Consider the following 15,090-nt stretch of genomic DNA (forward strand, 5'->3'; position numbering starts at 1 on the left):
TTATCCTTTTTTAGTAGTCAAACAACGAGTGGCACGTATAAAAACCAGAATTGAAACACCACAAAGGTTCCTTAGTAAACCGAAAGGACCTCAACACACCTCCTAAAACGTGGTAGAATATAGTCATTCTATCATTTTAGTAAGCGCTTTCTTGTGGGGTGTTTTTTCGAGATTAGTATGATTATTTTCCATAAAGTGCTATAAATGAGAAATACAGTTCCAACGATTCGGGCCGTTGGTCACATTTGGAAAAAGAACGGGAAAAGAAGGAGGAATGGGAGGATGATTCGTCGTTTTTTGAGTTTAAATTTGCGAACCAAGTTAATTGCCCTGATTATTGTTACGGCATTTATCCCCGTCTCCTTACTCGGTCTGTTTTCCTACAACTATGTAACAAAACTGATGCAGGAAGAAATCAGTGAAGGTGAACTGGAGCGGCTTAAGCAGGTGAACAATAACCTGACTTATTTTATAAACGATGTTGAGCAGTTGTCTCTCTTTCTCTATAAAAATGAGGAGATTCAGGAGATTTTAAATAAAGATCCTTACCGGAGCCCGGAGGAAAAGGATGAAGACCTGCAACAAATAGAGCGCCTCTTTGAAACAGTCATGGGGGCCAAAAACTGGGATGTGAGCATTTACATCATCGGAGCCAACGGAGACCGTTATTTTTCCACCCAGCACCTGCCTCCTCACTACAATCACATCCGGGACAACTGGGGCGCCTTCAGAAAGGCCCAGGCGGCTGACGGAAAAAACATCTGGGATACCCACTATTCGATCAGGCCTGAGGAAATGCAGGAGGTGGTTCTGACATCCGGCAGAATGCTTCATGACCACAGTACACAAGAACCTCTTGGCTACTTAATGATCGATATTTATGAATCAGCACTCTCGGACATTTATGCCACGGGAGGCAAACACCTTAACGATCAGCTGTTTTTATTAGATGAACAGGGCTATATCATCTCAAGCCAGCCGAATAAAGAGATTGTGGGTACCCGTCTGAGCTATGATTTTTTACCCCGTGTCATCCAGGGCGATCAGGGTTTCTTTGAAGCAGAGTGGGAAAGTCAGGCCTCTGTTCTCACCTATGACACGGCTGAAGATACGGGCTTTAAAATTGTCAGTCTTACACCTATCGGACTGATTCATGAAAAGAACAGTCTGATCAGAAACCTTACTTGGAGCTTTGCCATACTGGGAATTATCATCTCATCCTGGCTCGCTTATTTCCTGTCCAAAACGGTCACTGATCCTTTGTATAAAGTGATGAAAGTCATGAGAACGGTGGAAAAAGGGGACCTGACAGCCCGCTTTGCACCGAAGTACAACGATGATATCGGCATATTCGCCCGCCGCTTTAACCGGATGCTTGGAAGGGTGAACAAGCTGATTCAGGAGAATTATGAGAAAAAGATCCGTTTGAAAGAGTCCGAGATTAAAGCTCTCCAGGCTCAAATTAATCCTCATTTTTTATATAACACACTTGAAACCGTCAACTGGATGGCACGTTTACATGGTGCAAAAGAGATTAGCAAGCTGGTGGTCTCACTGGGGGAAATTATGAGATATTCCATCAAACGGGGGGACGACCTTGTTCCTTTGGAAGAAGACATTAAACAGCTTAAAAATTACCTGAATATTCAAGAAGTCCGTTACCGGGACCAATTTAACATTCATATGCATGTAGATGAAGAAGCAAAGAAAGCGCTCATCCCTTCCCTTCTGCTGCAACCTCTTGTAGAGAACGCCATCAGCCACGGACTCGAAGGAAAAGTGGAAAAAGGTAATCTTTCCATTACGATTACGGTGATTTCAAACAGCCTGCAAATTATCGTTGAAGATGACGGGGCAGGTATAGACAGTAAAACGTTAGACAGGATCAATCTGGAAAAACCATTACAATCTAAAGGAACAGGAATAGGACTTCAAAACGTCAAACGAAGAGTGTTTTTATATTACGGAAATGATTTTACATGGCATATTGAAACGAAGGAAAACGAAGGAACAAAATTCTCCATAACCTTGCCCGCCTACAGGGAGGAATCCGCATGACAACACTATTAATTGTTGATGACGAATGGCTTATACGCGAGGGCTTATTAAAAACAATCCCCTGGTCAGAATGGGGGATCAATGTACTCGGAGCAGCTTCAAATGGAAAGGAAGCGGCTTCTCTTATCGCACTTCACGAACCCGATATCCTGTTAACGGACATACGTATGCCCGGGATGGACGGACTGGCGTTAATGGAGCACTGTTCAGAGAGATATCCCGACATGAAAAGCATCATCCTGACAGGTCACAATGAATTTGAATATGCCCAAAAAGCATTGAAGCTGGGAGCCAGGGATCTGCTGTTGAAGCCGACGGACGAAAATGAGCTTCAATCAACGATGGAGAAAATACTCGGAGAGCTTGAAACAGACCGCAGTGAAAAGAAAGACATTATATCCCTCCTCGCAAGGGAAGTTGTGTCTCACCCTACAGCGGAAAACATCGCTCGTCTGAATGATTATTTCTCTCCCTCTCCTCCATTCGGTTTCGTTATTGTGGACCTGAAGGAATCCTGTGAGGAAGTTACCGATCACTATACTGACTTTGCCCATCTCAATATAAGTGCAGACCCCACTAAACTGGAACTTCTTATCTATAACATTACTGACAGCAGAAGCTGGCCACAGCATATCGAATCGCTGTTATCGACCCTTAAGCCACAAACGGCAGGAGTAAGCTCAGTCTCCTCTTTAATAACTGACTGGTCCCGTCTGTATGAGGAAGCCAAATGGGCAATCGAACAAACGGACCTGGCCAATGAATCCGGATATACGCTGTACCAAAGTACACAGTTTACGGTAGATATTACAAAAGCCGTGCACTACATAGACGCCAACATTAACCTGCAATTAAACCAGGCCGAGCTTGCGGATTTTTTTCACATCAGCACCAGCCAGTTCAGCAAGCTGTTTAAACAGCTCACCGGCAAAAACTTCGTAGACTACATCACAGATAAGCGGCTCACAGAAGCTAAGCGCCTCCTCCGGGAAACATCCCTGAAAACCTACGAGATTGCAGAAAAGGTAGGCTATACAGATTCCCGGTACTTCAGTCAGACTTTTAAAAAGAAGTGCGGGGTGACACCGAAGGAATACCGGAAACAAGAGGATTAATTAAACGCTGGATACTAAGTACAGTCAAATTGAAAAAAAGCCCCCATATTGGAGGCTTTTTTATTATTAACCTAGAAGTTGCAGAACGGATTGTGGCTGTTGGTTTGCTTGTGCAAGCATAGACTGAGACGCCTGGGAAAGGATGTTTGTACGTGTCATTTCCATCATCTCAGCAGCCATATCTACATCACGGATACGGGATTCCGCAGCTGACAGGTTCTCAGAAGCGTTGTTTAAGTTTGATATGGTGTGCTCAAGTCGGTTTTGGAACGCACCAAGCTCAGAACGCTGGGCAGATACGCTTTCAATCGCCTGATTCAATACTTCAACGGCTGCAGAAGCATTTTCGTGTGTAGAAACATCAAGGGCAGATTCGGACTTTGCGTTGTCAGTTCCGTTACTTACATCATGGGCATCTGTGAATACAGCACCCGCATCTTTACCGCCTACACCATTGGCAGCAGCATCAGAAACTCCGCTGATTCCAAGAGCGCTTGCTCTCATATCAGCAATTTCAATTGTCATCGATTGGCCCTGGTTTGCACCGATTTGGAAGTTGGCAGAGAATTCACTTCCTCCAACCCCTGTTACACCTCCCGTAAGCGTCTCACCACCAGCTTCACCACTAGCTTCAGTAATAGTTATTATCCCTGATGAAGCACTAGCAGTAACAAATTGTGATTCGCTTTGAAGAAGGCTAGCTAAAGCTGTAGCTTGAGAGTTAACATCAGCTCCATCAAAATCTCCTGAACCGTCAGATTGATAAGTATATGTGGTTCCTGCAATTTCAATGGCTTCACCGTCTGCAAAAGCATTTTCAATTGTTAATTCAAATACCCCTGCCTGTTCACTAATTCCTTCAACACTTTCCACATCAACAGTGAAGGCTGATACAGAGTCTCCATTAACAGCGATATCAGTTCCTGTAGCTTGACCTGAAGACTCTGTCAGGATGATTTCAGCATCAGCCCCAGTGGCAGATTCGAACCTGCTTGCTAATGAACTTCCGTTAATTGCTTGCCGAAGGTTTTCGGCAGTCTCATTCAACGAACCAATTGTAACTTCTCCATCTTCGTTTCCAAAAGTAAACGTCTCTCCGCCAATCTCTAATGTATCACCATTGGATGGTACTGCATCAAGCTCGAAAGAATATACCCCTGCCACTTCGGATACAGCTTCAACACTCGCTGTATTTTCAGTGATACTGACTTGACCGGATACATCCCCACCGCCGTTTAACAAGCTTTGCGTGTTAAACTCCGTCGTGTTACCGATACGGTTGATTTCAGAAGTCAGCTGGTTCATTTCCTTTTGGATCTCGTTACGGTCTACGTCAACGTTTGTATCGTTCGCTGCCTGTACAGCAAGTTCGCGCATACGCTGCAGGATCGAGTGTGATTCATCAAGCGCACCTTCAGCCGTCTGAATTAGTGAGATGCCGTCCTGGCCGTTACGGCTTGCCTGGTCCAAACCATTGATCTGTGCTCGCATCTTCTCGGAAATCGCAAGACCCGCTGCGTCGTCTCCCGCACGGTTGATACGAAGTCCAGAAGAAAGCTTCTCCATGGAACTTTGGTTAGCCTGTTGGTTGATTCCCATCTGACGGTGGGTGTTCAACGCTGAAATGTTGTTGTTGATGATCATAATGATCTACCTCCATTGTAGTTTTTCAGACCACGTCCGTGTGGTCTTTTATATGTAAGTCTCTTAAGTAGAGAACTTAACACCTTTTTCAATAAGTTCTTTTTTCTGCTTTTCCGTCAGCTGAATATTAAAATCTGTATATGACGGATGAAGCTCTTCTCTTAAAATCTCAACTTCTCTTGGAGCCTCAATCCGCAATCTCAGCTCATCTGAATCGTCCATGATTACTTTGACTTTAATGCAATCACCAATGATGATTGATTCACCCGGCTTCCGGCCAATAACAAGTCCCATATTCTCATCCTCCCTGATGTCTTCTGTTTTTATATCGACATTTTTTTACATACCTTTAATAAATCGAGAGTTATTTTATTCTAAATCATTTCTTTGTCGTACCTAAGTTAAGAAATTAAAAAAACAGCCCCCAAATGGAGGCTGTTTTTATTAACCTAAAAGTTGAAGAACGGATTGTGGCTGTTGGTTTGCTTGTGCAAGCATAGACTGAGAAGCCTGAGAAAGGATGTTTGTACGCGTCATCTCCATCATCTCAGCGGCCATATCTACATCACGGATACGAGACTCCGCAGCCGAAAGGTTCTCAGAGGCATTGTTTAAGTTTGAGATCGTGTGCTCAAGTCGGTTTTGGAACGCACCAAGCTCAGAACGCTGTGCAGATACGCTTTCAATCGCCTGATTTAATACTTCAACAGCTGCAGAAGCATTTTCGTGAGTGGTTACATCAAGAGCTGCTTCTGATCCAGTGTTTGTTGTGCCGTCAGTAACATCTGTACCCGCTGCGTAAACAGCACCCGCTGCTTTGCTTCCGACACCGTTAGCATCATCTCCAGCCACACCACTGATTCCGAGAGCTCCTGCTCTCATATCAGCTACCTCAATTGTCATTGACTGCCCCTGGTTTGCTCCGATCTGGAAGTTTGCAGAGAACCCTGGCTTCTCACCTAATGATACAGAAACTTCTTCATCTGTATTTGTCGCTGTAGTAACTGTAATGGTATTTCCACTGCCTCCACCAGTATAATCATCGTGATCGCCAATCGCAGCTCTCAAGTTCCCGGCAGTTTCGTCAGCATCTTCACCAATTTCAAAAGTATTAGTTCCTGATGTTCCACCAGCTTCAATTGCAGTAAACCTTTCTCCATTAATCTCAATTGTTTGACCTACCGCAAAATTCTCATCAACAGTAAATGAAATAGAACTTGCATCAGAATCTGTTCCTGGCGATGGATCACCGACACTAATCTTACCAGTTCCTCCATCAAGAAGGTTTTGCGTGTTAAATTCCGTCGTGTTACCAATACGGTTGATCTCAGAAGTAAGCTGGTTCATTTCTTTTTGGATCTCGTTACGGTCCACGTCAACGTTTGTGTCGTTCGCTGCCTGTACCGCAAGTTCGCGCATACGCTGAAGAATCGAGTGCGTTTCGTCAAGGGCACCCTCAGCCGTTTGGATTAGTGAGATTCCGTCCTGTGCGTTACGGCTCGCCTGGTCCAACCCGTTAATCTGTGCGCGCATCTTCTCGGAAATCGCAAGACCTGCGGCGTCGTCTCCAGCACGGTTGATACGAAGACCTGAAGAAAGCTTCTCCATTGAACTCTGGTTTGCTGCCTGGTTGATTCCCATCTGACGGTGGGTGTTCAACGCTGAAATGTTGTTGTTGATGATCATAATGATCTACCTCCATTGTAGTTTTTCAGACCACGTCCGTGTGGTCTTTATATGTAAGTCTCTATATAGAGCACTTAACACCGGTTTGGTTATGAAGATTTTCACCTTCAGATATTATATCGACACGGTTTAATAAACTTTGAGTGATTATTGAAAAAAATTAAAACTAGCTTCACTTAGCTTATCCACCTGTCTGAATCTCCCCCGTTTTGATTAAGTTCTGAATACGTAATGAGAAGGACCAACATTAAGGTAATTTTGAAGAACTAAACCACAAAATGACAGGAGGATTACAACTTCATCTTTAATATTTTTCGTGAGCACACCTTCCAGTGTGCCATGAAGCATCAGAACCGTTCCCATCTCTTAACCAGTGCAATATTCAAGGTAGTCCCCAAAAGCTCCACAATCAATGCCCTTCCTTCATCATCCGTTAACCTCTGACTCATCTCTATATCGAGACACTGATCATCATTGACTCTCTCATTAAACTCTTTAAACTTCACCATGTTGTTCGCAAACTGAGATAATACAAAACGTGAATCCAGAAGTTCACAAAAGAGTGCCCCTGCACCTTTGTAATACCCAGGACAGCTGCTCCACTTCCACTCATCAACACGGGTGACCATTCCCGCTTTTACCGGATTCTGATGAATATATCTGACAACCGTTAGGAGATACTGATCGGTTTCCACGCTCTCACTCTTAAAACGGTCCTGAAACAGATGGCCCGATATCCTGTATTTCCAATTGTAAAACTTAACAAAGCACACACCGATCCGTTTCACCGTATCGGAAACCGGTTCATTGCCTTCTTTTTATGAGGAAATGGACATGATTATTCATCAAACACCAGGCGTATACCTTCATATTAAAACGCCGTTTATATCTTTTAACGAATTCAAGGAACTGAGTACGGTCATCGTCGTCATGAAAGATCTCTTGCCCGCTAGATCCTCTCCACATCATATGATAAATCCCAGTCCGGCTTTTCACCCTCGCCCCTTGAGGCACACAACCACCACCTTTGTAAATAAATTAGACAAAGAACAAGAGATAAAAAACAAGATTGAAGAATGTATGGGGAGCATTAAGGAATAAAGGAGTATCCAAATAGAGGACATAAGGCAAAAAACAAAAGAAATAATAGAATTGAAGGAAAGGTATTACACTGAGGAAAGAAATTAAGGAGAATTCGAAGAAAATCATACGTTGAAAATAATATAGCACAAAAAACCAAAAAGGGGAACAAAAGTTCTCAAAATAAAAAAGGAAGCTCGGGGACGGCTTCTATTTGCTTCCCACCCCCTGAATAACTCCCTTGCTGGAAGCAAAGAACCGTCCCCGCGCTTCCTAGAAGGGTGAAAGACACTTCTTCTTAACTGACCATGCGATTGCTGTACTATCAAACCAATTTCATCTCACTCACTTCTAAATAACGGCCATCTCGCTTTTCTAAGTCCCAGCTATACCAACCCCACCTGCTATGCTTAATCAATGAATTAACATTCATTCAATTCAAATTTGAGATAAGTCATTTTCAAGACATTTCCCATAGGGAGAGTTCATCGTTTGCGGGCCGGAAGCACCAGAACCGTCCCGGTGCTTCATAGAACGTTAGGCCAGCAACGTAAAAATAAAAACGACTCCATTAAATCTTATCTTGAACAACACGGCTACATGCCGATGTGGATTTTAATGAATGTAATAACATTTGGGAATGTGAGTCATCTTTTCACACTTCAAAAGGAGTCTGTTCAATTAGAGATAATAGAGTCTTTGGGCTTAAAATCTCAGCCTTCAATTCAAAAAGATTTATCAATTATTAATACATCTAGAATTTTACAAATATTAAGTATTTATCGAAATATATGTGCACATAACGAGCGATTTTATTTAACAAAGATAAAAGTACCTTTAGATGACATTTATATGAACTTTGGAAAGAAATTACCTAACGATGTTGATGTGACTCTTCGTCGAAGGTTAAACTCTTCTCAAAAAAAGAAGAGACTAAATTCACGCCAAGGTATTTACGCGTTAATTTTTATTATATCGTTATTCATGGATAGCAAAGAATTAAATATTTTTATAAAAGAAATTAAAAATGAGTTTGATAAGCTAAGTCAAGAATTAAACACAATCCCCATAAGTGAAATTGAAAGATCCATGGGTATGAATTTTGACTGGTATGAAATGATTAGAAGCTAACAACATACCTCTTTCAACTTTAGAAAAAATAAAATTCACTAAGTAGTTGTCACTAAGACATTGTACTAAGTGAATTTTCTTTTTGCGCCAGGTTCCAATCATTTATAAGTCGTCCCCTCTTTTTTCTATTACATCTTGGACTATCCTTATTTGATTTTTAATAAATATTAAGACAACATAATGAATCATACCGTCATATATAACCATCAAGTCCATTGGAATGAGACAAACGAACCACCTCATATAATTTATTGAGGTGAATGTAATGGCAACTAAGAGTATGCTTCTATGTCCAAGAAATATCATGACTTATTACCATGATGATATTAAAAATGAAGCCAGAGCTAGAAGAGTAATAAATGCTGAGAGGTCTAGGAAAAGTAGAGTAATTCCATTAGTTCATTAATATTTGCTCCAGAGGTCTTTAAATTTTAAAACAGACCTATCTAAATCAAAGGGTGCTTTTGATATGTCATCACATTCGTATAGGCCGTTTCTAAGACTGTGATCTACTTTTAAAAGTTCATCTTTCCACAGTGATAGTTCTAAAGGTAGTATAGTCAATTGTTTTGGAAAATACTCTTTCAATTCTAGGTGTATATCAATATCTGAGACTATACATGGTAGACCATGATATAAGGCTTCTAATAAAGCTCCGGGTAATCCTTCTCTTTCCGTTGGAAATAGGAAAATTTGACTTTCGCGTAAAAAATCATGTACATTTTCTTTTTCACCAATTAAATTTATATTATTTATTTCAAGCTCTTTTAAACTTTTTGCTATTCCCTCTGCGTACTCAGTTTTACAATTTCCAACCAATTTCAAGTTAAATCTGCCAGTATCCATTGTCTTTAATAAATCAACAAGAAACATTTGGTTTTTACTACTAATTAAACGTCCTACATTAACTAAATTAGTTGTACTGTTTACTTGAATATTTTTTTTAAATTTACCGTTATTTTTTATACCATTATAAATTACTTGGCACTTACTGTTTTCCTTCCACCTTTCCCCTATTGCTGCCTTCATTGTAGTTTCACTTACTCCTATAACGTCGGTCGCTGCATATAAAGTTAACATCTTTAAAAATCCATATTTTATATTATTAAAAATATTTATATCTCTACCGTTAGACGAGGATCTAAAATGTGAAATCCGCCCTTTTACCCCGTTGAATTTTGCAACTAATAAAATTAGTCCCGAGGTATAAAATACATGAGAGTGTACGACATTTGGGCGTTCATTTTTCAATAAATTATATAATTTAAATAGAAAAAGCAAGTTAAACTTTAGATAGTGTATTTTCCCTCCATTTTCTATTATCTTATCATCTAAAGCTCCTCTTTTGCCGGATAATACACAGAAATGGTTTTCAACGGAACCACCTACTCTATCTATAACCTCTAAGGTCCGTAGTTCAGCCCCACCTCTATTCATGGTACCAAAAAAATGTATGATTTTCATAATTTCTAAAGCTCTCCCTCTACTCTGTATTTATTATTGTTTACCTAAAGTAAGAGATAGTGTTATAATTCACCACAAAAAGTTTTTTTGCCACCTAAACATAACCATAGCATATATAGCGCTTTTGAAAACGATATTAGACATTAAATGACATGGTCTTGTTGTAAAAGTGGGCTTTTGAATCTAACCATTGTTAAGCTGATTTACTTTGATTCTTAATTCAAATCATAACTTTCAAGATTAGTTCCAAGATCTAATAGTATACATAGTATGAACAATGATAATTTTAAAAATTTAAGCTACAATTTTAACTTTATTTTTAAAATGATCTTTAAGCGCCCAAACCGCCCAAATTACAAATAATACAAAAAATGAAGATAAGTGAACTGTTAAAAAGAAAATAGTTATAAGGATCGTAAATAAAAATAGCAGTGAGTTTGAAGCCCTATCACCAATTCTTGCAAGTGTAATTATAGAAAATGGTGCGATAATCCCCCCAATAAAACCTAAATTAGCTATAAATTCTTCTAATACACTTGTGGTCATCCCCCACCCCCATAAACGAGGTTCCGTGTTAAATATAGCAGAGGTCATGTATTGCGCGTAAGGTAATGGCTTTTCATTCCAAAGTTCTCTTGGAACAAATATTGTGAGATAGAAAATAAAACTTTGGCCTCTTTTTTCTAAAATTTGTCTATTATCATCGAGTTCAGACAAGATAGTTAATTTAGTAACATCATCTCTTCCAAAATTTACTCTATAATCTTGGTAATGGTCTCGGTCTAAGTCATAAGAAATTAAGTTATCAATTATTTGTTGATACCCAAAGAAAAAGGAAATACATATTATAAGAATACCTACACCGACAACAACTCCTTTTAATCCTTTTAACATCCCTTTCATTATTAAAATTATTATAAGCAGTAATAAGAAAGAAATAACTATGCTTCTTTTTCCATTTAACCAAAAAATAATAAACAAATATGGAGAAAGTATTATAATTAACTGAATCAAATGTTTTCTTATTATAAAAATAAAAAAAAGTGCAGAGAAGCTAGCAATTCGAGTAAATAAGTTTATTGTATTATGAAAATCTTGACTTTCACCATCTAAGAGTCCACGAGTAGATACTCCATAATTTAAATAGACAGAAGGATCTGGAGCAAATAGTAATAACAATACTGGACTAAACAAAAATAAGACTGCAACTAAAATTGATAAAAGGTATAAGCCTTTACTTCCGCCTACTTTATAAATAGAAAGTTTATAACTACTTATGTTAGAATTTTTTCCGAATATATGAAATATAAAGGATATATATATAATATAAAGATTATATATTCCACTTACTAAAAAATCCTCATGAAGTCCACTAAATGCAGGTTGTGAAGAATATTCTGGTACCCCAAACACTACATTCATAATAGAGGGAACAACAAAAAAAATATAAAAAATTATTACTATAAAATAAATTACTCTATAATAACCGTTAAGTATTAAATTCATTGATCTAAACAGTAAAAAAACACTATAAATTAACATTACCACTAGTGTAAAGTAATAAAAAATTCCAATCATATTTTTCTCCAATTAAAAATTAATTTCTTATTAGATTAAGATAAGTTATTATATAACCAATAGTAGACACTATGAATCCAATAACTAACGCAATAGCCGCACCTTCCAACCCAAATTTCGGTATTAAAGCATAAGATGCTATAGTAATTGCTATTAATGCACTTGAGTGAACTGGTAGTTCTTTTTTAAACTTCCTCATCGCAGTTATAGATGTACCCAAAAAAACCGTAGCATATTGAAATATTGCACCACATGTAATTAAAAGTAGTATATGATTATAGGCTGCATACTCTCTACTATAAACTAAGGTTAAAAATATCTCACCAAAAAAGAAAACAAGTATTATTGCGAATAAACCAACCAAAAAGCCAAATGAGATTAATTTAGATAACAAAGATTTAAACTTTTCATTGTCATTCTCACCATAATATTGAGATAATCTAGGTAGTACAGCCTGACTTAATGAAGAAATCATTGTTCCAAAAGCAACAAGTAAATAAGAGATGCTCGCGAAAATACCTAATTCATATTGTCCTAAGTATCCCTCAATAAAATATCGAGGTACATTTGTTTTTAGTGAACCAATAGTAACTGATATCCCTAAAGGTAAAACTAGTAATAATAAAGATAATATTTTTTTGTTAAATATTAATCGGTTCTGTTGATTTATTCCTAAATCTTTCAAATTTTTCTTATCATATGTGTACAGAATTAGAATCCTAACTATTATTAAACCAATTATACTAATAACTAGGTCATTTAAAAATAAATAAGTAACAAAAACAACCGGTACACTCAAGGTTCCTCTCAAAATGTATGAAATTGAAATAAGTTTCATACGTTCTTTTTTTTGTAGGGCGCCAAATATTATTTCACTTTGAGATTCAAAAACTTTTAAGATAGACATTAAAAAAATCATTGTTGCTACTTCAAATGAGTAATTTGACATAATTAATATTATAATTACTAGTATAACACCAACTATATTCCCTAATCTTCTTATTAAACTATATTCATTGTAATCAAATTCGTTTTTCTTATCAGTAGATATTGCTGCACGTAATTTAAAGCTTAAAAAAAGGAAAATAGGTGCACATATAGCTAATGCTAACGTATATTGCCCCACAGCTATAGGTCCACCTAACTTAGTGAAAATTATGAGAATTATAAACTGTGACAATGCTAAAGTTACATTACCAATTAAAGCCCATGAAAAATTTCTTTTTAACAAAATAATTCTCCCTTATAACATAATCATAATCATATTTATTTAAAATAAATATGATTATAGAAATTATTAACAAGGAATATTTATTAATGATTTCCTGTTAATATTTTCTTATTATTCAAATATCTATTTAAAGGAATGTTAATGTACTTTATTGAAGAAAAAGTTACTGTATTGCTTATTTTCATTGAAAAAAATGAAAATCATTAACTTTTCGCCTTTTTTAAATTCAGTTAAATTTAAAAATTTAAAAATCTAAACTTAACATAATTAAATTATTTGATCGATAATATTCGCTTTTATATCTATAAGTGCTAGTAAATATTATACTTATCCTATAGTATTGGATTAACTATTATGTTCAATAAAATTTTTAAAGAATGATTGTCGTCGTGATTCTATTAATTTCTTATCATATTCTTTAGAAGTTTCATAATTTTGTTTTGCTTGGGAATATAGATCACTTTTCTTTACTTCCCTTAGTATTTTACATATTTCCTCATCGTTATTTGTTGATTTACTAAAAATATATTTTTCGTCTAACAACTCTGGAATACCTCCGGCATTAGTACCTATAGCAAGGATCCCCCTACTCATTGCTTCTATTAAAGCACGTGGTAACCCTTCCGTCTTGCTTGGTTGAGCATAAATATCGATGGTGTCAAGCCAACTAAAAATTTCTTTATGCGGTATAGTTCCTAAAAACTTTACTTGCTCCAATACCTCATATTTCCTAGCAACTGATTTTAAATACGATTGATTCCCACCACCGACAATTTGATATTCATAGTTAGTTATTCCTTGCTTCTTTAATTTGCTTAAGGCTTTAATCACAGACTGTTGGCCTTTATATTTAACATCTACTGCAGCAGTAGTTCCGATAATTAATTTCTTAGAACTATTCATATTGTTTATTTTTTCTAGTCGTTTATTTATAATCTTTTCGTCAAAGTCAGTAAGTGAAACATTTGAACAATTTACACTGTATCCGTTTGTAGGGTAACGACTCTGTAAAAAATTATTAGTTACATACAACACATATGGTGCTTCTTTTATTAATTTCCTTAAATTTAAATAACTAAACGGCGCAACAACTTTCCCTCTCCAGTTATAATTCCATAAAGAGTCCCAGGGGCAACCTACAACCTCAACCAAATACGGTTTATTATATTTTTTTGCAAATCTAATAGCCATATTACCTAGTGAGCTTATTCTTGCTATTACTAAATCAGATTCCAATATTTCTTTTTTTAAAATAGTTTTAACTAAACTTATTTTATAATACGACTTAACAGATTTGTGGTTGGGAACTGGCACAAATCTTGTACCTTCTATACTAGAATGGGATAAGTGTTTACTAGTTTCATTGATTTCAATACATCTTGCAACAATAGTAACATTTCCAGCAGCATCTACATAACGTTTTAAAGCTTCACCAGATAATCCACCGGTACTATAATATTGATCTTCATATTTGAGAAATTTATGGTCATGAACAAACACGAGTTTCATTATTTCCTCTCCTTAATTACCTTAGCTGGGACCCCACCAACAACTGTATATGCTTGAACTTCTTTACTTACTACAGCACCAGCCCCTACTACACTCCCTGTACTAATTTTATTACCTGCCAATATTGTGGCTTTTGCACCAATCCATACATCATCATCAATTACAATCCTATCAATAAAACCACCTTGATTATTAATAGTTGTATCTAAACTAGCAAAATGGTGTCCTGTAGACATTATTGTAACCCCATGTGCTATTGATACATCATTTCCTATCTCTATCCCACCGAATGATTCAATATAACACATAGGATGAATACTAACATTATTACCCACTGAAAAATTTCGAGGATTTAAAAGATACACATTAGGATGAATTGAAATATTATCCCCACAATTCTTAGCAATTGATTTTAAGAGAACATATCTAAGTACCAAGCCCTTTGTACCCTTGACCATACGATAGTGTTCAAATAATTTAACTCGTATTTGATATGGGAATATTGAATAAATCGTTACTAGAAAATTAATCATGGGCTTAAATCTCTTAAATTTATCCCTTCCCCTCATTGATAATTGCCTCCAAACATTATAT

Annotated in this window: 13 protein-coding genes; 3 read left to right on the top strand and 10 right to left on the bottom strand. The window is 37.1% G+C overall.

What is annotated here, in order from left to right; genetic code table 11:
- Positions 1 to 282: 282 nt before the first annotated feature.
- Positions 283 to 2,058 carry a cache domain-containing sensor histidine kinase gene (locus EBO34_RS13505; RefSeq protein ID WP_183163879.1) on the top strand — a complete coding sequence of 592 codons (1,776 nt, stop codon included), beginning with the start codon at positions 283 to 285 and terminating at the stop codon, positions 2,056 to 2,058.
- The gene (locus EBO34_RS13510) at positions 2,055 to 3,173 is read left to right on the top strand and encodes a response regulator transcription factor (protein ID WP_122899417.1); all 1,119 of its coding nucleotides are present in this window, start codon (positions 2,055 to 2,057) and stop codon (positions 3,171 to 3,173) included. The genes EBO34_RS13505 and EBO34_RS13510 overlap by 4 nt, the downstream gene beginning before the upstream one ends.
- 66 nt (positions 3,174 to 3,239) lie before the next feature.
- Here the strand turns inward: EBO34_RS13510 and EBO34_RS21095 are convergent, their stop codons facing one another.
- The 5 genes from EBO34_RS21095 to EBO34_RS13535 all read right to left on the bottom strand — a co-directional run bounded on the left by EBO34_RS21095 (position 3,240) and on the right by EBO34_RS13535 (position 7,472).
- Positions 3,240 to 4,817, bottom strand: a complete 1,578-nt coding sequence (locus tag EBO34_RS21095) for a flagellin N-terminal helical domain-containing protein (RefSeq protein ID WP_122899419.1) — start codon at positions 4,815 to 4,817, stop codon at positions 3,240 to 3,242.
- Positions 4,818 to 4,880: 63 nt separating this feature from the next.
- Positions 4,881 to 5,111, bottom strand: coding sequence for a carbon storage regulator (locus EBO34_RS13520; protein WP_122899421.1), 231 nt, complete (start codon positions 5,109 to 5,111; stop codon positions 4,881 to 4,883).
- 150 nt (positions 5,112 to 5,261) lie between these two features.
- Positions 5,262 to 6,503, bottom strand: coding sequence for a flagellin N-terminal helical domain-containing protein (locus EBO34_RS13525; protein WP_122899423.1), 1,242 nt, complete (start codon positions 6,501 to 6,503; stop codon positions 5,262 to 5,264).
- Between the two features lie 347 nt (positions 6,504 to 6,850).
- Positions 6,851 to 7,198, bottom strand: coding sequence for a hypothetical protein (locus EBO34_RS13530; protein WP_122899425.1), 348 nt, complete (start codon positions 7,196 to 7,198; stop codon positions 6,851 to 6,853).
- Positions 7,199 to 7,307: 109 nt separating this feature from the next.
- The gene (locus EBO34_RS13535) at positions 7,308 to 7,472 is read right to left on the bottom strand and encodes a transposase (RefSeq protein ID WP_346725804.1); all 165 of its coding nucleotides are present in this window, start codon (positions 7,470 to 7,472) and stop codon (positions 7,308 to 7,310) included.
- A 633-nt stretch (positions 7,473 to 8,105) separates the two neighbouring features.
- On the opposite strand from EBO34_RS13535, the gene EBO34_RS13540 reads away from it, so the two are divergent.
- Positions 8,106 to 8,714, top strand: a complete 609-nt coding sequence (locus EBO34_RS13540) for an Abi family protein (protein WP_283234595.1) — start codon at positions 8,106 to 8,108, stop codon at positions 8,712 to 8,714.
- A gap of 402 nt (positions 8,715 to 9,116) precedes the next feature.
- On the opposite strand, the gene EBO34_RS13545 is transcribed toward EBO34_RS13540, so the two are convergent.
- The 5 genes from EBO34_RS13545 to EBO34_RS13565 form a co-directional block, all read right to left on the bottom strand.
- A complete protein-coding gene (locus tag EBO34_RS13545) occupies positions 9,117 to 10,178 on the bottom strand; it encodes a glycosyltransferase (protein WP_122899431.1) in 1,062 nt (353 codons plus the stop codon).
- A 294-nt stretch (positions 10,179 to 10,472) separates the two neighbouring features.
- Positions 10,473 to 11,756 (bottom strand): hypothetical protein, encoded by a 1,284-nt coding sequence (locus EBO34_RS13550; RefSeq protein ID WP_122899433.1) that lies wholly within the window; start codon positions 11,754 to 11,756, stop codon positions 10,473 to 10,475.
- Positions 11,757 to 11,775: 19 nt separating this feature from the next.
- Positions 11,776 to 12,987 carry an oligosaccharide flippase family protein gene (locus EBO34_RS13555; protein ID WP_183163880.1) on the bottom strand — a complete coding sequence of 404 codons (1,212 nt, stop codon included), beginning with the start codon at positions 12,985 to 12,987 and terminating at the stop codon, positions 11,776 to 11,778.
- A gap of 345 nt (positions 12,988 to 13,332) precedes the next feature.
- Positions 13,333 to 14,496 carry a glycosyltransferase gene (locus EBO34_RS13560; protein ID WP_122899437.1) on the bottom strand — a complete coding sequence of 388 codons (1,164 nt, stop codon included), beginning with the start codon at positions 14,494 to 14,496 and terminating at the stop codon, positions 13,333 to 13,335.
- Positions 14,496 to 15,065, bottom strand: coding sequence for an acyltransferase (locus EBO34_RS13565; protein WP_122899439.1), 570 nt, complete (start codon positions 15,063 to 15,065; stop codon positions 14,496 to 14,498). The genes EBO34_RS13560 and EBO34_RS13565 overlap by 1 nt, the downstream gene beginning before the upstream one ends.
- Positions 15,066 to 15,090 lie beyond the last annotated feature (25 nt).

This window comes from Alteribacter keqinensis (genome assembly GCF_003710255.1).
Lineage (GTDB): Bacteria > Bacillota > Bacilli > Bacillales > Salisediminibacteriaceae > Alteribacter > Alteribacter keqinensis.